22 protein-coding genes are annotated in these 23,914 nt (G+C 35.0%); 17 read left to right on the forward strand and 5 right to left on the reverse strand.

The annotated features are described in order from the left end of the window. Nucleotides 1-45: 45 nt before the first annotated feature. Nucleotides 46-612 carry a peptidylprolyl isomerase gene (locus BUC31_RS13710; protein ID WP_073245080.1) on the reverse strand — a complete coding sequence of 189 codons (567 nt, stop codon included), beginning with the start codon at nucleotides 610-612 and terminating at the stop codon, nucleotides 46-48. A gap of 141 nt (nucleotides 613-753) precedes the next feature. Between BUC31_RS13710 and BUC31_RS13715 the strand changes: the two genes are divergently transcribed. From BUC31_RS13715 to BUC31_RS13725, 3 genes are read left to right on the forward strand one after another with little or no spacing between them, the layout of a single operon-like run. Beyond that, a complete protein-coding gene (locus tag BUC31_RS13715) occupies nucleotides 754-1,644 on the forward strand; it encodes a PIG-L deacetylase family protein (RefSeq protein ID WP_084135045.1) in 891 nt (296 codons plus the stop codon). An 11-nt stretch (nucleotides 1,645-1,655) separates the two neighbouring features. Beyond that, a complete protein-coding gene (locus BUC31_RS13720) occupies nucleotides 1,656-2,513 on the forward strand; it encodes a tetratricopeptide repeat protein (RefSeq protein WP_073245083.1) in 858 nt (285 codons plus the stop codon). Next, complete coding sequence (locus BUC31_RS13725) at nucleotides 2,506-3,480, forward strand: carbon-nitrogen hydrolase family protein (protein ID WP_073245085.1); 975 nt, start codon at nucleotides 2,506-2,508, stop codon at nucleotides 3,478-3,480. The genes BUC31_RS13720 and BUC31_RS13725 overlap by 8 nt, the downstream gene beginning before the upstream one ends. 12 nt (nucleotides 3,481-3,492) lie before the next feature. Here BUC31_RS13725 and BUC31_RS13730 read toward each other — a convergent pair whose 3' ends face one another. Both BUC31_RS13730 and BUC31_RS13735 read right to left on the reverse strand, forming a co-directional pair. Next, on the reverse strand, nucleotides 3,493-4,503 hold the full coding sequence (locus BUC31_RS13730; protein WP_073245087.1) for an LLM class flavin-dependent oxidoreductase: 1,011 nt from the start codon (nucleotides 4,501-4,503) through the stop codon (nucleotides 3,493-3,495). Nucleotides 4,504-4,556: 53 nt separating this feature from the next. Beyond that, a complete protein-coding gene (locus BUC31_RS13735; RefSeq protein ID WP_073245089.1) occupies nucleotides 4,557-4,826 on the reverse strand; it encodes an ArsR/SmtB family transcription factor in 270 nt (89 codons plus the stop codon). A 234-nt stretch (nucleotides 4,827-5,060) separates the two neighbouring features. On the opposite strand from BUC31_RS13735, the gene BUC31_RS13740 reads away from it, so the two are divergent. The 5 genes from BUC31_RS13740 to BUC31_RS13760 all read left to right on the forward strand — a co-directional run bounded on the left by BUC31_RS13740 (nucleotide 5,061) and on the right by BUC31_RS13760 (nucleotide 9,865). Next, complete coding sequence (locus tag BUC31_RS13740) at nucleotides 5,061-6,533, forward strand: potassium/proton antiporter (RefSeq protein ID WP_073245091.1); 1,473 nt, start codon at nucleotides 5,061-5,063, stop codon at nucleotides 6,531-6,533. A gap of 1 nt (nucleotide 6,534) precedes the next feature. After that, a complete protein-coding gene (locus tag BUC31_RS13745) occupies nucleotides 6,535-6,909 on the forward strand; it encodes a hypothetical protein (protein ID WP_073245093.1) in 375 nt (124 codons plus the stop codon). Between the two features lie 108 nt (nucleotides 6,910-7,017). After that, nucleotides 7,018-7,497, forward strand: a complete 480-nt coding sequence (locus BUC31_RS13750; protein WP_073245094.1) for a hypothetical protein — start codon at nucleotides 7,018-7,020, stop codon at nucleotides 7,495-7,497. A gap of 135 nt (nucleotides 7,498-7,632) precedes the next feature. After that, complete coding sequence (locus BUC31_RS13755) at nucleotides 7,633-8,244, forward strand: alpha-ketoglutarate-dependent dioxygenase AlkB family protein (protein WP_073245095.1); 612 nt, start codon at nucleotides 7,633-7,635, stop codon at nucleotides 8,242-8,244. Between the two features lie 70 nt (nucleotides 8,245-8,314). After that, on the forward strand, nucleotides 8,315-9,865 hold the full coding sequence (locus BUC31_RS13760) for an NAD(P)/FAD-dependent oxidoreductase (protein WP_073245096.1): 1,551 nt from the start codon (nucleotides 8,315-8,317) through the stop codon (nucleotides 9,863-9,865). Between the two features lie 195 nt (nucleotides 9,866-10,060). Here the strand turns inward: BUC31_RS13760 and BUC31_RS13765 are convergent, their stop codons facing one another. Further along, complete coding sequence (locus BUC31_RS13765; RefSeq protein WP_073245097.1) at nucleotides 10,061-10,297, reverse strand: hypothetical protein; 237 nt, start codon at nucleotides 10,295-10,297, stop codon at nucleotides 10,061-10,063. A 481-nt stretch (nucleotides 10,298-10,778) separates the two neighbouring features. On the opposite strand from BUC31_RS13765, the gene BUC31_RS13770 reads away from it, so the two are divergent. The 8 genes from BUC31_RS13770 (at nucleotide 10,779) to BUC31_RS13805 (ending at nucleotide 19,873) form a co-directional block, all read left to right on the forward strand. Beyond that, a complete protein-coding gene (locus BUC31_RS13770; RefSeq protein ID WP_073245098.1) occupies nucleotides 10,779-12,074 on the forward strand; it encodes a DEAD/DEAH box helicase in 1,296 nt (431 codons plus the stop codon). A 38-nt stretch (nucleotides 12,075-12,112) separates the two neighbouring features. Next, entirely contained in the window at nucleotides 12,113-12,805 is a 693-nt protein-coding gene (locus tag BUC31_RS13775; RefSeq protein WP_073245100.1) for a Type 1 glutamine amidotransferase-like domain-containing protein, read from the forward strand. 283 nt (nucleotides 12,806-13,088) lie between these two features. Then, a complete protein-coding gene (locus BUC31_RS13780; RefSeq protein ID WP_073245102.1) occupies nucleotides 13,089-13,439 on the forward strand; it encodes a HAMP domain-containing histidine kinase in 351 nt (116 codons plus the stop codon). Continuing rightward, a complete protein-coding gene (locus tag BUC31_RS20575; RefSeq protein ID WP_073245104.1) occupies nucleotides 13,436-15,589 on the forward strand; it encodes an ATP-binding protein in 2,154 nt (717 codons plus the stop codon). The genes BUC31_RS13780 and BUC31_RS20575 overlap by 4 nt, the downstream gene beginning before the upstream one ends. Continuing rightward, complete coding sequence (locus BUC31_RS20580) at nucleotides 15,582-17,747, forward strand: ATP-binding protein (RefSeq protein ID WP_244534052.1); 2,166 nt, start codon at nucleotides 15,582-15,584, stop codon at nucleotides 17,745-17,747. Before BUC31_RS20575 ends, BUC31_RS20580 begins: the two co-directional genes overlap by 8 nt. Nucleotides 17,748-17,799: 52 nt before the next feature. Further along, a complete protein-coding gene (locus tag BUC31_RS13795; RefSeq protein WP_027067458.1) occupies nucleotides 17,800-18,174 on the forward strand; it encodes a response regulator in 375 nt (124 codons plus the stop codon). Nucleotides 18,175-18,178: 4 nt separating this feature from the next. Further along, complete coding sequence (locus BUC31_RS13800; RefSeq protein WP_073245108.1) at nucleotides 18,179-19,219, forward strand: adenylate/guanylate cyclase domain-containing response regulator; 1,041 nt, start codon at nucleotides 18,179-18,181, stop codon at nucleotides 19,217-19,219. Nucleotides 19,220-19,246: 27 nt separating this feature from the next. Next, nucleotides 19,247-19,873 (forward strand): Pycsar system effector family protein, encoded by a 627-nt coding sequence (locus tag BUC31_RS13805; RefSeq protein ID WP_244534053.1) that lies wholly within the window; start codon nucleotides 19,247-19,249, stop codon nucleotides 19,871-19,873. A 734-nt stretch (nucleotides 19,874-20,607) separates the two neighbouring features. Here the strand turns inward: BUC31_RS13805 and BUC31_RS13810 are convergent. Then, a complete protein-coding gene (locus tag BUC31_RS13810; RefSeq protein ID WP_073245110.1) occupies nucleotides 20,608-21,591 on the reverse strand; it encodes an SDR family oxidoreductase in 984 nt (327 codons plus the stop codon). A gap of 292 nt (nucleotides 21,592-21,883) precedes the next feature. On the opposite strand from BUC31_RS13810, the gene BUC31_RS13815 reads away from it, so the two are divergent. Next, nucleotides 21,884-23,911, forward strand: a complete 2,028-nt coding sequence (locus BUC31_RS13815) for a S9 family peptidase (RefSeq protein ID WP_073245112.1) — start codon at nucleotides 21,884-21,886, stop codon at nucleotides 23,909-23,911. Nucleotides 23,912-23,914: the final 3 nt, after the last annotated feature.

The following is a 23,914-nucleotide window of genomic DNA, read 5'->3' on the forward strand; positions in this document are numbered from 1 at the left end:
GATTTTTGCTTTGTAGACTAATTCAAAATAAGAACTATTGGTGTATTATTTATTATTTGACCTTAGCTCTTTTAGCCTTTTTGCAGAAATCTTTACTATTGAAATGTCTAATGGTAAAGGAGTCAATGGTGTATCAGTAGAATCTTTTGAAACACCTACTAATTCGTCTACAACATCCATCCCTTTTAAAACATTCCCAAAAACAGTATAATCACCATCTAACCGATGTAGGCCATCTTTATTTTGTACAATATAAAACTGACAACGAGCCGATAACTTCTCCGCATTTCCATCTCGTCCTGCTCCTACTGCTCCATAAGTATGTGTTAGTTTTGATTCAAACTCTGGCGCTAACAAATATTCGGGATCATTAAACCCTTCTGGTGTATCTGGGCAACCACCTTGTGCTACAAAATCTGGAATCACCCTATTGAAAGTCAACGAATCCCAATAACCTGCATTCGCTAGTTCTATAAAACTTGCTTTATGATTCGGAGTTTCATCATGCAACCAAACTAAAATTTCTCCCTTTTGAGTGTCAATTTTTCCTATTTCGTAAGACTTACACGCTGTAAATAGTACGAAAACCATCAAATACTTTAAACACTTCATACAGCTATTATTTAGTAGTCAGTTAAAGTAGTAAAAATTGATATAAAAAATTAGTACTTAAATTATCAGTAGTTAAAAAAATAAGCTCCAACCTAGATTATTATCTTCGCTACCATCATTAGAACATCAATAACGTAATAGATGACATTTTTTAAGCATATAATGATTCAAAAAACAATACTACTTCTAACCTGCTCTGTTTTTCTATCAATTATAGGCTGTAAAGAAAACAGTCAAAAACCGATTGATTATAAAGAAAATTTAATCCAGAGTAATGCACCTCTGAAAGAAACTAACAAAGGCAAAACATTAATGGCAATTTTTGCTCACCCAGATGATGAAATCGTTATTTCCCCTATTCTATCCAAATATCAAAAAGAAGGGGTAAATATTCATTTGGTAATTGTTACCGATGGTTCTAACGGGGTTACACCGCATGCAAATATTCCTACTGGCGAGTTACTTGCTAAAACACGTGCAGAAGAGGCATTGTGCGTCACCAAAACATTAGGAATTAATCCACCAATATTTTTGAAGTATACTGATGGGGATTTAGCCCTAAAAGAAAATATCAACTCTTTAGATGATAAGATTGATAGCTTATTTACAAGCTATAAACCAAACGTAGTCATTAGTTTTGGCCCTGGCGGCCAATACGGACACCCAGACCATAGAATTGTTAGTAATGTGGTTACAGAGGTCTTTCAGCGAGAAACGTCAGAATCGTTACAGAACCTACTCTATTATGCATATCCGAAGGAAACAAGTAATAAGGACATTAGCTTCAAAACAGATTTAGTGCAATGGTTAAACGACAATCTTAAAAGAACTCAAAAAAGATTTCTTACGTATAGAATTCCCTGTGATAAGGATGATTTAGATTTAGGACATAAAGCATCAAATTGTCATAAATCTCAATACACACCAGATGCTATTGATGATTTACTTACTATTGTAGCGCAGTCAGATTCCGTACTATATTTTAGACCTTGGAATGGCTCTAATGAAATTAAAAACAATATTTTCGAATAAACATATTTTCAATGTCATTGAAGTACCCAATTTATGCACTAGTCTTTATACTGTTCACTTCATGTCAGCAAAAACAAAATAAATCATCTACAAATCTAGCCGTATACACTTACGGTGCTAAAAACGATTCTGCCGTTTTTTATTTTAATAAAGGTTGGGAACATATTCTAGATTATGGTCAATGGACGCTATCTGAAAAAGCATTTAGAAAAGCTGTAGATTTTGATTCTACTTTTATTGTAGGTAAAGCTTTGGTTGGAAAAAACACTACAAACCTCAATGAAAGAATTCAAATTTTAAATGACATAAACAGCTCACAAATTAAGGTTAGTGAAGACGACCAATTAATTTTAGAAGTAACCCGTATTACTTTAGAATTGTTTAATGCCCGTGGACAGAATATGAAATTAGATCAAGACTTTATATCTAATTTTTTGACCACTGCCGAGAAGAACTATAGAACCTTTATCCATAAATACCCAAACGAATCATATATTAAAGCTGAGTATATAGAGGTTTTGAATGCAATATATGGTGCAAAAATAGCCTTAGATTCATTACATATACTTACCACCCCTAAACAGAAAAAAGTTCCATTTTTTATTAGCTATGCAGCTACTTTAGAATCTGATTTAGGCAATTTTGAAAAAGCACTCTCCATTGCCGATGATTTTAATAATCAAATTAATGACCCGAACATACCGCAACCTTACGTGCTGTACGGAAGTATTTATTTAAAAATGGACAGTTTGTCTTTAGCGACTTCAAACCTTGATAAAGCCCTTCAATTAGACCCTAATCATATTTTCGCACAGCGATTTAAAACTCAGCTTCTCACAAAATTAAATACCATTAACACGAATGACTAAAATTATAGATACTCCAGAACAAAATAACCTTAAAATAGGTATGGCTCAAATCTCACCGGTTTGGCTAAATAAAGAGAAGACTATTGATAAAATCAAGGAATTTATCATTAAAGCCGGTGAAGATGATTGTGAGCTTGTAGTTTTTGGTGAAGCTCTATTACCTGGTTATCCTTTTTGGGTTTCCATGACAGACGGTGCTAAATTCGATTCTAAAGTACAGAAAGAAATTCATGCCCATTACATCAAAAATTCCATTCAAATTGAAGCGGGAGAATTAGATGACATTTGTGCTCTTGCAAAGCAGCATAAAATTGCTATCTACCTAGGATTAATGGAACGTGCAAAAAATAGAGGTGGTCACAGTATTTACTGTTCACTTGTTTACATAAATAGTAATGGAGAAATCAAGTCTGTTCATAGAAAATTGCAGCCTACCTATGAAGAACGATTAACATGGGCACCTGGTGATGGTAATGGATTACGGGTTCACGACCTGAAAAACTTTACTGTTGGCGGGCTCAATTGTTGGGAAAACTGGATGCCTCTTCCACGCACAGCTTTATATGGTTTAGGAGAAGATTTGCATATAGCCGTATGGCCCGGATCCGATTATAATACCGCTGATATTACACGATTTATTGCGAGAGAATCAAGATCTTTTGTAGTTTCCGTTTCTAGTTTAATGAGCAAAACCGACTTCCCTAAAGACACACCACACTTAAATACTATTCTTGAAAACTGCCCAGATACCCTAGCAAACGGAGGTTCATGTATTGCTGGACCGGATGGAGAATGGATTTTGCCCCCAGTTATTGATAAAGAAGGTTTAATTACTGCTACAATTGATTTTAACAGGGTGCTTGAAGAACGACAAAATTTTGACTCCGTTGGGCACTATTCTAGACCAGATGTAACGAAATTAACCGTTAATAGAGAACGGCAATCAATTGTTGACATAAATGATTAAAATGGAGAGAACTTAACTGTTCTCTCCATTCAACTCTTTCATAATCTCCGCAAAAATTTGATAAGATTTTATACGGTCTTGTCCGTCATAAATGTTAGTAACCGCTATCAGTTCATCTACTTGAGTATCGGCAATAAATTGCTTTATCTGTTTTTTTACTGTTTCCTTGCTTCCAATAAAGGAGTATTTAAGCATTTGTTGCACAGACGGATTCTGACTTAACTCACGCAAATCATCTGTCATGTCAACTGGTGGTTGCATAAAAGTTCTATTACCCGTCAACAACGCAATAATCATTTTATATAACGATGTAGAAATGCGTTCTGCTTCTTCATCTGTATCTGCAATAATGATGTTCACTCCCGCAGCCGTATAAGGTTTTTCTAACTCCTTTGACGGTTGAAATTCATTATGATAAATTTTCAACGCATCCATTAAGTGGGTTGTAGCGAAGTGACTCGCAAAAGCATAAGGCAACCCTTTTTTAGCCGCCAAATGTGCACTATCCGTACTTGAACCTAAAATGTATAAAGGCACCTCTACCCCTTCGGCTAAAGTAGCACGTACTTTTGCATGGGCATTTTCATGAGAAAAGTAGCGTTGTATTTTTTCTACCTCTAAAGGAAATGATTGAGCTGCTTGATAAAAATCTGAACGTATGGCTTGTGCCGTCAACTGATCTGTACCAGGCGCACGACCTAAGCCTAAATCTATTCGGTTAGGATATAATATACCTAAAGTACCAAATTGCTCCGCTATAATTAACGGGGAATGGTTAGGCAACATTATACCACCAGATCCAACTCGTATTGTTTTTGTTTCTTCAGCAATTTTACCAATTAAAATAGATGTTGCACTACTGCCTATCGCTACTGAATTATGATGCTCTGCCAACCAAAAACGAGTGTAGCCAGCTTCTTCCGCAGCTTGTGCCAAAGCTACCGAATGATCAAAGGTATCTTTCAATGTAGTCCCCTGCGATACTATGGCTAAATCTAATATGGAATATTTTATTTTTTTCATACTATTAAATTCATTTATATATTTAAAAGTATCTATATATCTATTTAAAAAAATTACAAATTTTGCAACCTCAACATATAATTATCCCACACTTCATGATTCAGTGAATAGTTATAATTACGACCAATTTTATGTTGATTTATCAATCCTGCTTCTACTAATTTTTTAATATGATGACTAATAGAAGGCTGTGCTAAATCTAACAAATTACAGGCTTTAGTACATTCTACCTTACCTTGGTTTTTTTGCATGTATTGTAATATTTTTAGACGATTGACATCACTTAATGCTTTAGATATTTTTTCTATTTGTTTTAGCTCCATGATGAATTTAATATATTGATACATGCAAATGTATTTATTATAAGCTGGATTAAACATTAATTGGGAAGATCTTAATAATCATTAACTTGACCTTAAGAATAAAGACAATAATTTTTCTTGCAACTTCCGGTATTAATGCAACATGTTAACATTGTGCCAAACCCTAACATTTACATTGAATTTTTGATAATTAAATTAACTTTACAGCCACAAAATTTAAGTTAATAACTACCAATGAATCTTACCATCGAAAACATACTTCTTGTAGGTTCTATTCTACTGTTTATCAGTATTATAGTTGGTAAGACATCTTATAAATTTGGTGTTCCTACATTAATACTTTTTTTGGCTATTGGTATGCTGGCAGGTTCTGACGGTATTGGAGGCATTAGGTTTGATGATCCTAAGCTTGCTCAATTTATCGGCATCGTTTCTTTAAACTTTATTCTCTTTTCTGGTGGATTAGATACCAACTGGAAAGCCGTAAAACCCATTTTAAAAGAAGGCATTATGCTTTCTACCTTAGGTGTACTCCTTACAGCGCTAACCCTGGGTACATTTGTATACTATGTAACCGATTTTACCATTTATGAAAGTATGCTGTTGGGTTCCATTGTTTCTTCAACAGACGCTGCTGCTGTATTCTCTATTTTACGCTCTAAAAATTTAGCGTTAAAAAGTAACCTTAGACCAACATTAGAGCTTGAAAGCGGTAGTAACGACCCAATGGCATATGTACTGACGCTAGCATTTTTAACACTGGTTATAAATCAAGATCTAAGCGTACTATCTATCATCCCTCTGTTTTTAAAGCAAATGATTTTAGGTGGTATCGGCGGATTCGCTTTTGGTAAATTGAGCGAGATAATTATCAACAAAATCAAACTAGGTTTTGAAGGTTTGTATCCGGTATTAGTAATCGCCCTTATGTTCATTACATTTTCAGCAACAGATGCTGTTGGTGGTAATGGTTTCTTAGCCATTTATATATGTGCCGTGTATTTAGGCAATCAAGATTTAATTCATAAATCGACCATTTTAAAGATGTTCGACGGTATGGCATGGCTAATGCAAATTGTATTATTCCTTACGTTGGGATTACTAGTTTTTCCATCTCAAATTGTGCCATATTTAGGTATCGGATTACTTATTTCAGTATTCTTAATTCTTGTTGCAAGACCAGTAAGCGTTTTTCTCAGCTTAATGTTCTTTAAAATGAAAATGGGCAGAAGATTCTATATTTCTTGGGTGGGTTTGCGTGGTGCCGTACCTATTGTATTTGCTACCTATCCCCTACTTGCAGGTATTGACAAGGCGAATATCATTTTTAGTATCGTATTCTTTATATCGGTATCATCAGTACTAATTCAGGGTACTACATTGTCTATTTTTGCAAAATGGCTGAATGTTGCTTTACCTGACGAAGTGAAACCTATAGCAGAAAATGATAGATATATTCTTAATCTACCGAAATCTGCTATGGAAGAAGTTATTATTTTGCCAAATAGTTTCGCCGTAAATAAACGTATTATAGATTTGCACTTTCCAAGGGCTGCATTCATTGTTATGATCAAAAGAGACGGAACCTTTGTTAGACCAGGCGGATCAACAATTATTGAAGCTGATGACATTCTAGTATTACTGCTAGATAACGAAGAAATTTTGAAAGAAGTTAATGTAATTCTCAACCAAGCGGTTATTGCATAATATGAAAAGTACGAATAACATATTCAGAGTGCTATTACTCGTTACAATTTATTGTTTCGGTATATATAGTTCTGCCAATACGTTACCCTTTTCTAATGAGGTTGTACTAAGCCAAAGTAATAATAAGCAATCCTTATTTAAAGAATCTACAAAGACGCTATCTCCGCATGCACAGCAATCTGAAATTTCAGTTTCTGATGTTGCCGAAGTATCATCATCAAATTATAAGCTACCATTTACAAGTTTCAATTCACATATAAACAATAGTGAATTAGGCACCTTAGCAAGGTTTAAGCAGTACCAACTGTTCGCGAATACGTTATTAATTAGACATAGAAAGTCTGACCTTATCTTCCCTTTTCATAGTTTCTGGTAATCCATTTTTTTAAAGGTTATCGTTTTGGTAACCATATGTAACTATTTGATATGGTGTTATTTAAAACATTATACAGAAAACAATATATCATATTTAAAAAATTATTAAATGGAATTAGGAATAGCCGCTATTGGTTTAGCATCTGTTGCACTTTGTGCAATGCCTTTTGTTGTAACTAGCAAAAGTAGAAAAATGAAAGAAAAACAAATGATGACATCTCTAAACGATGTTGCCAGTAAACATAATTGTAAAATAACAGAACATGAATTTTTTGGTCACTATGCCATAGGTGTTGATGCACAGAAAAAGTTCGTATTCTTTATTTTAAAAAGCGGAGAAGTTTTAAATCAGCAATACGCAGATTTATCTACTATTAAGGCGTCTGAAATTGCCAATATCGGCAAATCGTATATTAGAAAAGAGAAAATAACCGAGCGTTTGTTTTTGAATCTTTTTCCGAAAAAAGCAAATGAACCCAATACCGTTTTTGAATTCTATAATGCTGAAATAAACTATCAATTGAGCGGAGAGTTTCAGTCTATAGAAAAATGGAACAAGGTGATTAAGAACTTGCTTAAAAGTAATTAGTCTATAGCAACAGAGTTCTTTTTAATTATAAAAGCGAGTAGATAATCTTATAAAAAAAGATTAGCTATTCGCTTTTGCTTTTTTAAGCGTTAAAATTTTATTAGCTTGTAAAAGCACATCAGCATGAATTAGAAAATGAAATTATTTGATATAAAGGTTGATCATAGTAAAAATTTACTTCCACAGGGCGGAACAGTTAATTACTACGGAAAAATACTTACCCAGCAGGAATCTGTGGATTACCTAGACAAACTACTCAATAACATTGTTTGGAAGAATGATGAAGCTATCATCTTTGGAAAGAAGATTATTACCAAACGTAAAGTAGCTTGGTACGGTGAAAAACCATTTGAATACACTTACTCTAATACTACAAAACAGGCTTTACCGTGGACGACGGAGTTAATGGAATTAAAATATAAGATAGAACAAGAAACTGGAGAAACGTTCAACTCGTGCCTGCTAAACTTATACCATAATGGTAGTGAGGGTATGGCTTGGCATAGTGACGGTGAAAAGGACTTAAAAAAGAACGGAGCCATTGCCTCTCTTAGTTTTGGCGATGAACGCAAATTCGCTTTTAAACATAAAGAAACTAAAGAAAAAGTAGAACTGGTTTTAGAACATGGTAGCTTATTGATTATGAAAGATGAAACCCAAACGAATTGGCTACATCGACTGCCGCCAACAACTAAAAGCAAGAATCCAAGGGTTAATTTGACTTTTAGAACTATTATTGAAAAATAGCACTACAATTCTCCTCAGCATTTTTGATTGGCTAGCGTGCTCATCATAATTTTTACTTTAATTTTGCAGCATGGTCAGAAATGTACAATTGCGGTTAACATTAAAGGAAGAAGGCACACCTAACGGATTAGAAATTCGTGCAGCAAAATACTTAGGACTCGAAGATGGAACCTTTAAAATTAGAGTACTTCGAAAGTCTATTGATGCTCGTAAGCCTAAAATTTTCTTTAATTACAAACTGGCAATTTATATTAATGAACCTGCCCCTAGCGATGCCCTTAACTTTAAATACAAAGATGTCTCGAACGCAAAAGCAATACATATTGTAGGTTTCGGACCTGCCGGTATGTGGGCTGCATTACGTTGTTTAGAAATGGGTTACAAACCTATTGTTCTTGAACGAGGTAATAATGTAAAGGATCGTAGACGAGATTTAAAAGCCATCAACCAAGATCATCAGGTAAACCCTGAAAGTAATTATTGCTTTGGTGAAGGTGGTGCCGGTACGTATTCTGATGGAAAATTATATACTCGTAGCCTTAAACGTGGCGATGTGCGTCGCATATTTGAAAGTCTAGTTTTCCATGGTGCTACAGACCAAATTTTGGTAGATGCCCATCCGCATATTGGGACAAATAAACTTCCGAAAATTGTTCAGAATATTCGTGAAGTAATTCAGCATCACGGTGGTGAAATTCATTTCAATACCAAAGTGACAGATTTCGTTATAAAAGATAACACGCTAAAAGCAATTGTTTTAAATGAGAAAGATGAAATGGCTGTTGAACGTGTAATCCTAGCAACGGGACATTCAGCTCGCGATATTTTCGATTTACTTCACAAAAAGGACATTGCACTTGAAGCAAAGTCATTTGCAATGGGTGTACGTGTAGAACATCCGCAACATATTATAGATAGTATTCAATACCATTGTTCTGGTGACCGTAGCGAATTGTTACCTGCGGCTTCTTATAGTTTGGTAGAACAAGTGAAAGACCGTGGCGTGTATTCATTCTGCATGTGTCCTGGCGGATTCATAGTTCCTGCTGCAACTGCACCTGGTGAGGTTGTAGTGAACGGAATGTCTCCGTCTAAACGAAATAACCTGTATGCAAATTCCGGAATCGTGGTTGAAATAAATGTGGATAAGGATATTCCTAAATACGAGAAATTTGGAGCATTAAAAGGATTAGAATATCAGAAGGCTTTAGAGCGACTGGCTTTTACCTCTGGTGGAAGAACACAAACCGCTCCCGCCCAACGATTAACTGATTTTGTAGATGGAAACCTTTCTGTAGACCTCAACCCCACTTCATACCAACCGGGACTCAACTCCGCTCCCCTTCACTCCTTATTACCCAAGCTAATTGGTGGTAGATTACGTCAAGGCTTTAAAGCATTCGGTGATAAGATGCATGGGTATTACACAGCTGAGGCAAATATTGTGGGTGTAGAATCTAGAACTTCATCACCGGTGAGCATACCTAGAAATGAAAAATTAGAACACCCTGTTATAAAAGGTCTTTTTCCATGTGGTGAAGGTGGCGGTTATGCTGGTGGTATCGTTTCTGCTGCTATGGACGGTGAACGCTGTGCAGAAGCTGCGATGGCGGGACTTTAATTGGTTGTTGGAAAATAAAAATTTTGCTTAGCTAAATTGTTATTGCCAGTAGTCTTTCCTCTCTATTCTATTTTCTCTTTTCCACTTTGTACTTTGTACCTAATACTTAGTACTTAATACTGTAAATTGTAACTGGTAACCGAACACTGAACATTGAAAACTGGAAACCGAACACTGAACACTGAACACTGAAACTTAAGCCATCTTAGGCTTGTTAGCTTTAGTTAAGAAATTCAAATCTCTTTTGATTCTAGAATTTTTAAATTTGTATAATCTAGCTACTTCCGTTTTTGCTTCTACGTTTAACTCGTAAGTAGTTTCAGTAACGATGGTCATCTCAATAGTTTCAACCTTTACTTCTTCAGTAGTGTTTTGTGCTTGAGCAGTGAAGCTTAAAAAGATAATGAAGATAGTTGCTATTATTGTTTTCATGACTTGCGTTTGTTACAATAATAGAACGCCGCAGACCTTCTTTTACTAGGTGGTGAATCGCTGAAAAACCCCTTATACTCGTTACTTGACACAAGTTCGGGTAAAGTGTAAAATCATATCGATAAACGACACACCTCCCAAAATCACCTTACCGATAATTAATGTCGTTAACCGACAAACGAAGTTTTAAATACAAGAATTAAATACAAGTTCAAACTCAAAAATCAAATTCAAGTTCAAAATGAGTTGTTCGTTGTTAGAAAATTTAGCTTTGCTAAATTTTAATTACCAAAAGTCTTTCCTCTTTCCTCTTGTTCTACTTTCAACTTCGTACCTCCCACTTTGTACTTAATACTATCTACCTGATACCTCCAACATATTACTCTGTACTTAAGACTTATTACTTTATACTTAACCACCCCTTACCACTATATTATTTCTTCCACATTAAAGCGTACCTTTGCAACTTATTAAAATTTTTATGACATTTAAAGAACTCGGCCTAGCCGAACCAATCCTAAAGGCCTTAGAAGCCGAAGGTTATACTCACCCTACTCCAATTCAAGAACAATCTATTCCAATATTACTTAAAGGCAAAGATCTTTTAGGTGTTGCACAAACAGGTACTGGTAAGACAGCAGCTTTTGGTATTCCTATACTTCATCAATTGTATGAAGGTATTAGCTTAAGCCAATCTAAACGTAAGGTAAAAGCTTTAGTAGTTACGCCTACACGTGAGCTTGCTATACAAATTGGTGAAAGCTTTACCGCTTACGGTAAATATACGGGCCTACGTAACACTGTTATTTTTGGCGGTGTAAAACAAGGTAAACAAGTAAATGCACTTAAAGCCGGCGTTGATATTTTAATTGCTACTCCCGGGCGTTTATTAGATTTAATGAACCAAGGTTTTATTTCTTTTAGAGATTTAGAACATGTTGTTTTAGATGAAGCCGACCAAATGCTTGATATGGGTTTCATTCACGATATTAAAAAAATCATAGCAAAATTACCTCCTAAAAGACAATCGCTATTCTTTTCGGCTACTATGCCAAAAGATATTGTTGTGCTATCTAGAAAAATGTTAGGTGATTTTGAACGTGTTACTATTAAACCTGAACAAGCTACTGCAGAGAAGGTTGAGCAAGGTGTTTATTTTGTGAGTAAAGCAAATAAACCTAAACTTCTTATTCACCTTATTAATGAAAATCCTGAAAATACACTAATCGTATTCTCAAGAACCAAGCATGGCGCTAACAAGATTGTAAAAAAATTAGACCAGGCCGGTATCCGTTCTGCTGCAATACATGGTAACAAATCACAAACGGCAAGGCAAAAAGCTTTGGGTAGTTTTAAAGATGGCTCATTGAAAGTATTGGTTGCTACCGATATTGCTGCAAGAGGTATTGATGTTGAAGATTTATCGTTAGTGGTAAATTACGATTTACCTAATGTCTCTGAAACCTATGTTCACCGTATTGGTAGAACAGGACGCGCAAACGCAAGCGGAATCGCAATTTCTTTCTGTGATAAAGAAGAAAGAGCATACTTGCGCGATATAGAAAAGCTCATAAAGCAACCTGTACCACGTATGCCACAACATCAGTTTACAGATGAAGATGGTGAAGAAGAGAAAGACGACAGGCCTGCAAGAACTCCTAGAGGTCCAGGAAAATCAGGAAATAAAAATAGACCTGGTGGTAACAACTTTCGAGGAAAGAACAATAGAAATACCAGTAAACCTAAAAAAAGAAATGACTCTAACAGAAGCGAATAGCTTCTGTTAGAACTTTATTTATACCAACACATCACCTTATGAAAAAGCAAATGGTTATTTATGGTAGCGGTCGTCATACCGTACCATTCTTAAATTATATCGCTAAAGCTACAGGTAAAGAAAAACCAAATATGTGTTTTATACCCACCGCCAGCGGTGAAGATGAACAGTATATTGCGTCTTTCTATGATGTGTGCTCTCAAATAGATGTTACTCCGCATGTATTATCTGTCTGGATCAACTCTTATGACCAAAAAGAATCGTTCGAGGAGATTATCTCTCGTATGGATGCTATTATAGTTGGCGGCGGAAACACCTTAAACATGCTTGCCATTTGGAAAGCGCAAGGCATTGATATTGCTCTTAAAAACGCTTATGATAACGGCGTAGTTATGGGTGGCGGTAGCGCAGGTTCTTTATGTTGGTTTAATGGCGGAACTACAGATTCTAGACCTAAGGAATTAAGTATTGTTGGCGGTATGGCTTTTATTGACAAAAGTCACTGTCCGCATTACAATTCTGAAACTTCACGTAGACCTCTTTTTTTTGAAAATATTAAAACAGGCAAACTTTCTAATGGTTACGCTTGTGATGACCGTTCTGCTATTCATTTTATTGATGATGAAGTACATACTTCTGTTTCTTTGAATGAAGAAAACCACTCTTATTACGTGTATTTAAAAGATGGTGAAATTGTTGAGGAATTGATACAGAGTACTATTATTTCGTAGGTTCTATCTAAAGTATTCCTAATTAATTTTTATATACTAGTTTCTTTATTGAGAAATCTAGTTCATCATCCTTATCCAAATTATAAGTAAAACACTTTAAAAGTATAAGTTATTTATGTACTTTAAGGGTGTAAAATTCCCCTTTATTTTTCTGATTCACCCATATGTTGCTAATCTCCCCCAGATTTGCAGCCTTATTTATTTTGTGTTTAATTCAAAAATTAAATACAAATATGAAATTGTAATCAGGACATTTTTTTTCAAACTAACCACCAATTAGTAAATGAAACTAGCTGTAAAAAGGGACAAAAAAATCGTTGAAATTTATACCAATTGGTCACATGGTTATTTAAATGTCTACGTAAAAACCAATACTCCTTTTTTTAATTATGACTCTTGTTTTAACGGTACTTCCGTGAATGAGGCGTTTTTAATTTGTTCTTCTACCTCTAATTTCTTTACCACCATTTTTGAACCAAATTCAACCTCAGAATCTATAATTCTAAGAACCAATTTTGACTTGAGAATGAGCTATGGCATTGTAACCAAAGGACATGGTGGAGAATTACATCTAAATAGCGCTGAAAATGAAGGAAGTGTGTTTACAGTAACATTACCAACTAACAACTTATGAAACACATATTATATATTTTTGGATTTCTACTTCCGTTGACACTATTAAGTCAAGAAGACAAAGTGTTAGTCATTACAGATACTACTGTGGCTGATAAATGGATGATTCTTGGTGACGATTGGCGTTATCAAAAAGGAGATAATAAATTATGGGCAAATCCAGAATTTGATGATTCTACCTGGAATGAATTCTCTAGTAGTAACTTAAATCTGCTTGATGGAAAAAACGTAATTGCAGATAGAGGTGAGATTGTATGGTTGCGTAAACGTATTATGGCAGACCAGTCGTTAAATGATGCTCTAGTTTTAAATATTTATCAAGAAGGAGCTTCAGAAATTTATTTAGATGGCAAACTAATTCACCAATTGGGCAATGTAAGCTCTAATAAGGATGAAGTTATCTACCATAATCCATTTAGTCAAGTGCTTCATTTACCTTTAGAGATAGGCAAGGAACAAATTTTAGCTGTACGTTTTGTCAATGCCCAATTCAAATACCCTATCTACTACCATCATAACGGACTAATTAGAATTTTTATATCGTCTTTGCGTAATGCCAATTCAACTGATGTGGTAAAAAATAGACGTGTAGCTTTTTTTAAACAATATGTCAATAATTATAATATCTCACTTGGTCTTGCTATTCTAATGTTTATTATTTTCCTATCGTTTTTTATTTTCTTCCCTAAGGAGAGAATTAACGGTTATTTTGCTGCCTCTTTATTATTCTTAATTCTATTTAACCTAGGAGTATTGTCATTCTATCCTAACACTGGTACTTATTTTTGGCTAACGTTTTATTTTGACACTTGCATTCTTATTTCAAGCCTTATCCTTTTATTCTGTTTTTATAAAATTTTAGAACAGCCTATAGACCTTGTTTTTAAAGCTATTAGTTTTTTATGTTTTTTAACTATAGGTTGTTACTTTTTATATAACCCTGACGAGTTGGGGCCAATCTGGTCAATTTTCTTTTATGCTGCTATTATACGTTTAAGTTTAAAATCTTGGAATAAAAATAAAGTTGCCAGCTTTTTATTTTTAAGTTCTAGTTGTATTAACCTTGTCTTTTGGATTTTAATGTTATGTCTTTATATGGGTTTAGTAGAGCAGCGCATAGAGAAATTTATTCCTTTTGCTTTTATGCTCGCCAATGTTGTTTTAGCGATATATCTAGGTTACGCATTTGGAAGGCGCAGTCAAGATCTAAGATTAAATTTAGAACGTGTTCAAAAATTATCTAAAGAAAAAGAATCCATTTTATCCCAACAAAAAAATACTTTAGAGCAAAAAGTAAAGGAGCGTACAGCAGCACTTAACAAATCTTTAGAGGATTTAAAAGCCACCCAATCGCAATTAATACAATCTGAGAAAATGGCTTCACTCGGAGAGTTAACTGCTGGTATTGCCCATGAAATTCAAAATCCATTAAATTTCGTCAATAATTTCTCTGAGGTAAGCAACGAACTTGTTGATGAAATGAACGAGGAATTGGATAAAGGAGATCTTGAAGAAGTGAAGGCTATTTCATTGGATATCAAACAAAACCTAGAAAAAATTAACCATCACGGTAAACGCGCAGACAATATTGTAAAAGGTATGTTACAACACAGTCGCAGTAGCAGTGATACCAAAGAACCAACGGATATTAATGCCCTTGCAGATGAATATTTAAGACTTGCATACCACGGATTACGGGCAAAAGACAAAAGTTTTAATGCCGAACTCATTACCGATTTTGATGCGAATATTGGAAAAGTAAACATTGTACCACAAGATATAGGTAGAGTAATATTGAACTTAATTACCAATGCTTTTTATGCGGTAAAAGAGAAATCAAAATCTGACATCGAAGGCTATAAACCTACCGTGAAAATTACATCAAAGCGAACTCCCCTCCTTGGAGAGGCTGTGGGTGGGTTTAAGGGTGTACAAATATCTATTTCCGATAACGGTAACGGCATTCCAAAGAAGATTTTAGATAAAATATTTCAACCTTTTTTCACCACCAAACCCACAGGGCAAGGTACCGGCCTGGGCTTAAGTATGAGTTATGATATTGTGACAAAAGGACATGGTGGAGAATTACAAGTAAAAACTAAAGAAGGTAAAGGCACAACGTTCATAATTAACTTAAAAATCAATGATTAGACAATCCCTAATATTCATCACGCTATTTTTCTGTATGCTATTTACGGCAAGTGGGCAAGAAAACCCTATAGATAAAAATGGATTGGCACTAGATACAATTGTTCATTTTACGAAAGCAGATTTAGATTCAATTTTTGGTTTAAGGTTGACAAATAAAGCAGGTTGGATTTTTAAATCAGGAAATAAGCAAGATGCATCATCCATAGACATTGATTTAGCTGGTTGGGAACGATTAAACCCCTCTCAGATAACCAATGATATGGCAGATAGTTCTGGCAAATTTGAAGGCTGGTTTAGGTTGCAATTTACCATTGATAGTGCTTTCGCAAAGCTTCCACTCTACTTGGACAAAGAAGACCATGCAGCAGAGGATATTTATATAAATGGAAAGTTGTTCCGTCAATTTGGAGAAAAAGGGAATGACAGAGCCTCGTTTAAAGAGCATATTCAAGATTTTGAGATACGATCTCCTATTTTTTTAGAGCCTGACACTACATATACATTAGCCATACATTATGTTGACTATAGTACCTATTGGGGCATTGCTAAATGGCTTCCTTTGGGCTCTACCAGATTTGTTACCAATGACTATTTTGACTACATGAGTTTTATAGGGTATAGACATTTATTTGACTTATTGAGTTCTTTGATTTTCTTCATTCTTTTCTGGCTTCTTTATTTCCTTATTAAAGAGGAAAGTGAACTACTCTTTATCGCTCTTTTTTCTACTATAATGTTATTAGAGAATTTTAGCACAGCTTTCTATGGTGGTGATAGTTTGTACTTTACAATTCCTTCTCATTACATGATAATACTTGCCTATTGCGGATTTTATTTGGAATTATGTTTTTACTTATTCTGCGTTTTGTTCGCCTATAAAATATATTATGGAAAAGTTCCTAAATGGCTTATTTTGGGAAGTTTGATTATACCATTATTTTTCTTCTTTGCAACTAACGATATAGGGGATTTCCTATATTTTATATTTAAAATCAGTATTGGCATTTTCTTAATCTACCTATCTATAAAGTCTAAGAATAAAGTATTATCTGCTAGAATACTTCTTTATTGTTTAACATTATCTTATGTCTTTACTCTTGTTGGTCTTTTAGTAAGACAATCCTCTATAAAAGATGATTTTAGTCTAAGGTTAATAATGGTTCATAGTGATACGATCGGTAAAGCCATTCTCTTTTTAGGAATGTTAGCATATGTAGCCTATCGCATGAGAGAGAAGAATGAAGATATGCGACAAAATGCAGTGGAACTGATAAGAGTCGAAGCCGAAAAGAGTGCGCTAATTACTTCACAAAATGAAAAGTTAGAATTAAAAGTAAAAGAAAGAACATCAGAATTAAATCAATCTTTAGAAGAATTAAAAGCCACCCAATCTCAACTCATCCAATCTGAAAAAATGGCGAGCCTTGGAGAACTCACGGCCGGCATTGCCCATGAAATTCAAAACCCTTTAAACTTCGTAAACAACTTCTCTGAAGTAAACAAAGAACTTCTTGATGAACTGGAAGAAGAAATAGATAACGGTAATTATGATGAAGTAAAGGCTTTGGCTAAAGACGTATCTGCCAATGAGGATAAAATTATCTTTCATGGCAAACGTGCCGATGGTATTGTAAAAGGAATGCTACAACATAGCCGTAGTAGTACTGGTCAAAAAGAATTAACTGATATCAATACTTTATCAGATGAATACCTACGCCTGGGCTACCATGGTTTGCGAGCAAAAGATAAAACCTTTAATGCCACGTTGAATACCGACTTTGATGACTCTATCGGTAAATTAAATATCGTAGCTCAAGATATGGGTAGAGTTATTCTAAATCTTATTACTAATGCCTTTTATGTAGTTAAGAAGAAAAAAGAAGAAAATCCTAAAGGTTACAACCCTACTGTATCTGTGAGCACCGAAAAGCAAGGTAATATGATTCTTATTAAAGTATCTGATAATGGTAACGGAGTACCTAAAGAAGTATTAGATAAAATATTTCAACCTTTCTTCACCACCAAACCTTCTGGCGAAGGTACCGGACTAGGACTATCACTAAGCTATGATATTGTAAAGGTACATGGTGGCGAATTAACGGTAGAAACAAAACAAGGAGAAGGCACCACCTTCACCATCTCATTACCAATGAATTAAATAGCAAAATGTTCCCTCATTATAATATTTACAAACACAAAAAAAACAGATTATGAAAATATTAGTTGTAGATGACGAACAAGATGTAAAAGTGCTTTTTCAACAACGATTTAGAAAAGAGATTCGCAAAGAAGAATTAGAATTTGTGTTTGCTTTCTCTGGAGAAGATGCACTCAAAATCATGAAAACTATGGAGCATGAAGCGGTGTTGATTTTATCTGATATTAATATGCCAGGCATGAGCGGACTGGAACTATTAGATAACATCAAAAAAAATTATGTAAAACCGCCACCAATGGTTATGATGATTACCGCCTATGGAGATGATGAGAATAGAACAATGGCAAAAAATCTAGGTGCCGATGATTTTCTAACTAAGCCTTTAGATTTTTCATTATTAAAAGATAAGCTGATAACCTTAACCTAAGACAATGGCAAAGATAATGGTAGTAGATGATGAGACAGACTTAGAGATACTCATCAAACAGAAATTTAGAAAACAGATACGGCAGAACGAATACGAGTTTGTATTTGCTATAAACGGTAGAGATGCGCTAGAAAAACTTGGGGAAAATCCCGGTATAGATATTGTTTTGAGCGATATTAACATGCCAGAGATGGACGGTCTTACCCTACTCTCTGAGTTACATGAATCTAGTCCACTAATTAAAGCGGTCATTGTTTCTGCCTATGGGGATATGGAAAATATTCGTGTGGCCATGAACCGTGGTGCTTTTGACTTTATCACCAAACCTATCAATTTTGAGGACCTTACTTTGACCATGGAGAAAACTTTAAAGCATGCCAGAGAAATTCGAAAGACCCTACAGGCTATTAAAGAGAACAATATTCTTAGAATGTATGTAGATGAGAACGTTCTAAATTTTATGAGCGGACAAGAATATGAATCTAAAATTATGGACAATGAAAGTATTGAGGGTACGGTCATGTTCGTAGACGTTTGTGGATTTACTAAGATTAGTGAAACTACGAGCCCAGATGTAGTCGTTACCATGCTCAACACCTATTTCGATGCCATGGTAAAAGAGATTATGGAGCAAGACGGAATCATAGATAAATTTATTGGTGATGCTGTTATGGCCGTTTTTAGAGGAGAATACCATTTAGACCGTGCCATTGACGCCGCATTAGCCATTAGAAATCAAGTGAACAGCTTACCCAAGGAGGAAGGCAAAGAAACATACCAGCCAAAAGTTTCAATAGGCATTAAAAGTGGTGAAATGATATCTGGAAACATAGGTTCCGCTACTTTAAAACGACTTGATTATACCGTAATTGGCGATACCGTAAATACTGCTGCCAGATTACAAGATGCCGCTAAAGAAAATCAAATAATTATCTGCGAGGGTTGCTACGAACAAGTAAAAGAAGCTTTTAAATGTGAGAACCTAGGTAGTATTAACATGAAGAACAAAGCACAACCAATTACTGTCTATAATGTACTTGAATAATTATTTGCAGTATTTAAATTTCTAACTATGACCAAACCGTTACCACCTGAAAATAAAAAAAACACTAAAATTAAGGAAAAAGAAAATTCGTTATCTGCTTTTGAAAAAGGACTCTTAGATGAACTTAAATCTAAGGGGCATGCAGAAGAATTGGTGGATCACTATTGGGGTACCATCAATTACGTATCAAGCTTAATAAAGGCTTCTGAATTAAAAGCGGGTCTAATTCTATCCTTTTACGGTATTATATTGAATTTCATTTATCAAAGTGCAGCTCCTGTAATGCACTCGGTTTCTAATGCTATTTTATTTTATGTCTTTATCGGACTTTGGTTTGTTGCCACTACTGTTTCCGTTTTTTATAGCGTACGCTGCTTTATTCCAAAATTAGAAGGAAACTATAGTGACAATGTATTTTATTTTGGAGATGTCATAACCAAATTTGGGAGCATCAAAGAATTCTCAAAAAAATTCTATAAGGTAAGTATGAACGAAGAAGAGGTTTTTGAGCAATTAGGAGAACAAATCTATATCAACTCAAAAATAGCCGCTTGGAAATTTAGAAACGTACAACGTTCCATTCGTTTTTTAGCCATTAGTCTAATTCTGTTACTAATAACCGCTGTTTATTATGGGGCACTAAGAATCGTTTAACTATGTTGAATTTCATACCATAAATTCACAAATACAATTTAATTAAACAATATAGCCAACCCACCCCTAGCCCCTCCCTAGAGGGGAATAGATTGTGCATGTTAAAATCCTTTCGGATTAAATTACACTCGCAATCAAAAACGTAATCCTCCCCTCTTGGGAGGGGATTAAGGGGTGGGTAATACGAATGGTCAATTATTCTAAAAATAACATTTAACCAATTAAGTTCAACGAGATACCTACCTTTTTATACCACGAATTGTTTTAAAATACTGCCTACGACACCCACCCCTAGCCCCTCCCTAGAGGGGAATAGCTCTTGCTGACATTTTAAAATATTTGTAGAATTGACATCGTAACCCTAGATTTAAAGGCACTTCTAGTTCGAAATCAAAAATGTAAACTTCCCCTCCTTGGAGGGGATCAAGGGGTGGGTAATACGAATGGTCAATTATTCTAAAAATAACATTTAACCAATTAGGTTCAACTAGATACCTACCTTTTAATACCACGAATTGTTTTAAAATACTGCCTACGACACCCAGCCCTAGCCCCTCCCTAGAGGGGAATAGCTCCTGCTGACATTTTAAAATATTTACAAAATTGACATCGTAACCCTAGATTTAAAGGCACTTCTAGTTCGAAATCAAAAACGTAATCCTCCCCTCTTGGGAGGGGATTAAGGCGTGGGTAATACGGATGGTCAATTAATCTAAAAAAAAAAGACCCAAACTCTACAACCCCTTATAAACCTTCAATACATTCTCAATCTTAGCCTCAGTGTATTCATCAATATTTTGATGTTCTGGGTTCTCTAATAACCACTTTACGGTCCTTTTTATCCCTTCAGAAAACGGAATTGTTGCTTTAAATCCTGGTACAAAGGTCTTAATTTTGCAATTATCGAATAATACACTTTCTGCCTTATCTGCTAACAAAGTACCAGTAAATGATGGTTCTACTTTACATATAAAATCTGATGCTATATGTACTATTTTTGCTTCTTTCCCTAAGGCATCCGCCAGAATTTTATAAATCATATTCCACGTTAAAACCTCATCTGAAGTAATATGAAAAGCATGTCCGATCGCTGTTTGTAATCCTAATAAACCTACAAAGCCTTTTGCAAAATCATCTGAATGTGTCACTGTCCAAAGTGAGGTTCCATCACCATGAATAATTATTTCCTTACCATCTAAAATTCGCTGTGCAGTATTGAATTTATCAAATCCACCTACGGCAATAGGTATTACGGTATCGTATGTTAGTGACGGACGAACAATAGTGATAGGAAATCCTTCTTCTCTATATGCTTTTTGCAAGCGGTCTTCACATAGAATTTTATTCTCAGAATAGTCCCACAGCTTGTTATGTAACGGAGTAGATTCGGTAATTACAGGATAACTTAAAGGTGTTTGATAACAAGAAGCTGAACTTATAAAAATATATTGTTTGGTTTTCCCTCTAAACAATTCAATATCACGCTCAATGTCTTCTGGAGTAAAAGCAATCCAATTTACGACAACATCCCAGTCATGCTTTTTAAGTTCTGAAAGTTCTTGGGGTTTATTGATGTCTCCAATAATGGAATGTGCGCCCTTTATCTCAACTTTGGCCTTCCCCCTATTCAACACATATAAATCCATTCCCTTAGCAACTGCAAGCTTACTACTTGGCGTACTTATATTTCCTGTGCCTCCTATAAATAATACTTTCATTTTTATATTTTATTTACTGAATATCAATTGATTAAAACTATTTACTTTACATATATGTATTAAATTATAATACATTTTTAAACAACTTATAAAAATCAAACATGTCAATTACGTTCCATTCTGAAAAAACAGAATTAGTTTAATGCATGAAGTCTTAATCTTCTATAGTGTGAAAATACAAAAAGCAATAAAAAATCGAATGTTAATACTTGTTCATTTCGCTATTTAAGCCGTTCTTTTTTTATGCATAATTGTTATCTTCATACTATCATTTCAAACCAAATTCAACACTATGAAAATTATTATCAAAACACTATTTCTCTTGCTGTTTACAGTATCTGTAACCGCCCAAGTTTCTTCAAATCTTGAGCTTACCGATATTTTTAACATGGAGTATGTATCTGACCCTCAGATATCACCTGATGGAAGCAAAATTATCTATGTCCGAAATTTTAAGGACATCATGACAGATAAGAACTTATCTAACTTTTGGATGGTAAATTATGATGGTTCACAAAACAGACCAATTACCACTGGTAACCAAAATGATTACTACCCACGTTGGTCTCATGATGGTAAAAAAATCATCTTTAAATCGAACAAATCCGATGATAAGATGAAATTGTATATCATGTGGATGGATACCAAAGAAATTGCTCCGCTAACAAATACGCCAAAAGCACCAGGTGCGGTTAGCTGGTCTAATGATGATCGCTATTTGGCATTTACCATGTTTGTACCAGAAGCTGAACAATCTATTGTAAAATTACCTGCAAAGCCGGAAGGTGCAAAATGGAACACACCTCCTACTTACATTGACAAATTAAATTACAGAGGTGACGGACAAGGTTATATTAAAGGTGGGCACGACCAAATTTTCACCCTTTCTATTGATGGTGGTACACCTAAACAATTGACGGCAACAACATTTGATCACGGTGCACCTGTATGGTCTAAAAATGACAAAACACTTTACTTCTCAGCGAATTTTAATCCTGATGAGGCTTTTGAACCTGCCAATAGTGAGGTATATGCGCTGAACATTTCTAACGGCGAAGTTTCTCCGTTGACTACAAGATATGGTCCTGACAGCTCTCCAACAGTTTCTCCTGATGGTAAAATGATTGCTTACACAGGTAACGATGATAAATTAATGGGGTACCAAATCACGAATTTATATGTGATGAACACCGATGGTACAAACTCAAAATTGCTTTCTGGAGATTTTGATAGAGATATAGCCAATGCGCAATGGGCTAACGAAGGTAAAGGTCTTTATTTTCAATATGATACGGAAGGTGCTACCAAAATTGGACACATTACCCTTGAAGGAAAAATTACAACTTTAGTTGAAGGTCTTGGTGGTTTGTCATTAGGAAGACCTTATAATGCAGGTGATTTTACAGTTTCTAAAAACTCACGATTTGCATATACCCTGGGTAATACGGAACATCCTTCTGATTTAGGCGTTGCCGACAAAAAAGGTTCTAAACGAGTAACTTTTGTAAACGATGATCTTTATTCTTTTAGAGATATAGGTAAAACTGAAGAAATTTGGTGGGAGTCTTCTTATGACCAACAAAAAATTCAAGGTTGGGTGGTTACTCCGCCAAACTTTGACCCTAATAAAAAGTACCCATTTATCCTTGAAATTCATGGCGGACCGTTTACTAGCTACGGTTCTGTTTATAGTGCCGAAATACAAGCTTACGCTGCTGCAGGTTATGTGGTTCTATATAGCAACCCTAGAGGTAGTACAAGTTACGGAGCCGAATTTGGAAATTTAATTCACCACGACTACCCTAATCATGATTATGAAGATTTAATGAGTGGTGTAGATGCCGTTATTAAAAAAGGATATGTTGATACCGACAATCTTTTTGTTACCGGTGGAAGTGGCGGCGGAGTACTGACTGCTTGGATAGTAGGAAAAACAGACCGCTTTAAAGCTGCTGTAGTTGCCAAGCCAGTAATTAACTGGACAAGCTTTGTATTGTATGCCGATGGTGCTGCTTTTTTCTCTAAATACTGGTTCGGTAAAAAACCATGGGAAGATCCAGAAAATTATTTTAGACGTTCACCTTTAATGTATGTTGCCAATGTAACTACCCCAACAATGTTGCTTACTGGTGAGGAAGATTACAGAACACCTATCGCAGAATCTGAACAATTCTATACCGCACTAAAATTAGAGGGTGTAGAAACCGCTATGGTACGTATACCTGGCGCAGGCCACGGTATTGCCAATAGACCAAGTAATTTAATTGCAAAAATTGCCAGTGTACTAGCTTGGTTTGAGAAATATAAGGATGCCGAGTAAATA

This window comes from Maribacter aquivivus (assembly GCF_900142175.1).
In the GTDB taxonomy this organism is placed as follows: domain Bacteria; phylum Bacteroidota; class Bacteroidia; order Flavobacteriales; family Flavobacteriaceae; genus Maribacter; species Maribacter aquivivus.

Bases quoted from the DNA above. Each gene is read 5' to 3' on its own strand.
- BUC31_RS20580 (WP_244534052.1), top strand. From the start codon at position 15,582: ATGATTAGACAATCCCTAATATTCATCACGCTATTTTTCTGTATGCTA.
- BUC31_RS13750 (WP_073245094.1), top strand. From the start codon at position 7,018: ATGGAATTAGGAATAGCCGCTATTGGTTTAGCATCTGTTGCACTTTGT.
- BUC31_RS13805 (WP_244534053.1), top strand. From the start codon at position 19,247: ATGACCAAACCGTTACCACCTGAAAATAAAAAAAACACTAAAATTAAG.
- BUC31_RS13745 (WP_073245093.1), top strand. From the start codon at position 6,535: ATGAAAAGTACGAATAACATATTCAGAGTGCTATTACTCGTTACAATT.
- BUC31_RS13710 (WP_073245080.1), bottom strand. From the start codon at position 612: ATGAAGTGTTTAAAGTATTTGATGGTTTTCGTACTATTTACAGCGTGT.
- BUC31_RS13715 (WP_084135045.1), top strand. From the start codon at position 754: ATGACATTTTTTAAGCATATAATGATTCAAAAAACAATACTACTTCTA.
- BUC31_RS13735 (WP_073245089.1), bottom strand. From the start codon at position 4,826: ATGGAGCTAAAACAAATAGAAAAAATATCTAAAGCATTAAGTGATGTC.
- BUC31_RS13780 (WP_073245102.1), top strand. From the start codon at position 13,089: ATGAAACTAGCTGTAAAAAGGGACAAAAAAATCGTTGAAATTTATACC.
- BUC31_RS13765 (WP_073245097.1), bottom strand. From the start codon at position 10,297: ATGAAAACAATAATAGCAACTATCTTCATTATCTTTTTAAGCTTCACT.
- BUC31_RS13720 (WP_073245083.1), top strand. From the start codon at position 1,656: ATGTCATTGAAGTACCCAATTTATGCACTAGTCTTTATACTGTTCACT.
- BUC31_RS13775 (WP_073245100.1), top strand. From the start codon at position 12,113: ATGAAAAAGCAAATGGTTATTTATGGTAGCGGTCGTCATACCGTACCA.
- BUC31_RS13795 (WP_027067458.1), top strand. From the start codon at position 17,800: ATGAAAATATTAGTTGTAGATGACGAACAAGATGTAAAAGTGCTTTTT.
- BUC31_RS20575 (WP_073245104.1), top strand. From the start codon at position 13,436: ATGAAACACATATTATATATTTTTGGATTTCTACTTCCGTTGACACTA.
- BUC31_RS13810 (WP_073245110.1), bottom strand. From the start codon at position 21,591: ATGAAAGTATTATTTATAGGAGGCACAGGAAATATAAGTACGCCAAGT.
- BUC31_RS13800 (WP_073245108.1), top strand. From the start codon at position 18,179: ATGGCAAAGATAATGGTAGTAGATGATGAGACAGACTTAGAGATACTC.
- BUC31_RS13740 (WP_073245091.1), top strand. From the start codon at position 5,061: ATGAATCTTACCATCGAAAACATACTTCTTGTAGGTTCTATTCTACTG.
- BUC31_RS13815 (WP_073245112.1), top strand. From the start codon at position 21,884: ATGAAAATTATTATCAAAACACTATTTCTCTTGCTGTTTACAGTATCT.
- BUC31_RS13770 (WP_073245098.1), top strand. From the start codon at position 10,779: ATGACATTTAAAGAACTCGGCCTAGCCGAACCAATCCTAAAGGCCTTA.
- BUC31_RS13730 (WP_073245087.1), bottom strand. From the start codon at position 4,503: ATGAAAAAAATAAAATATTCCATATTAGATTTAGCCATAGTATCGCAG.
- BUC31_RS13725 (WP_073245085.1), top strand. From the start codon at position 2,506: ATGACTAAAATTATAGATACTCCAGAACAAAATAACCTTAAAATAGGT.
- BUC31_RS13760 (WP_073245096.1), top strand. From the start codon at position 8,315: ATGGTCAGAAATGTACAATTGCGGTTAACATTAAAGGAAGAAGGCACA.
- BUC31_RS13755 (WP_073245095.1), top strand. From the start codon at position 7,633: ATGAAATTATTTGATATAAAGGTTGATCATAGTAAAAATTTACTTCCA.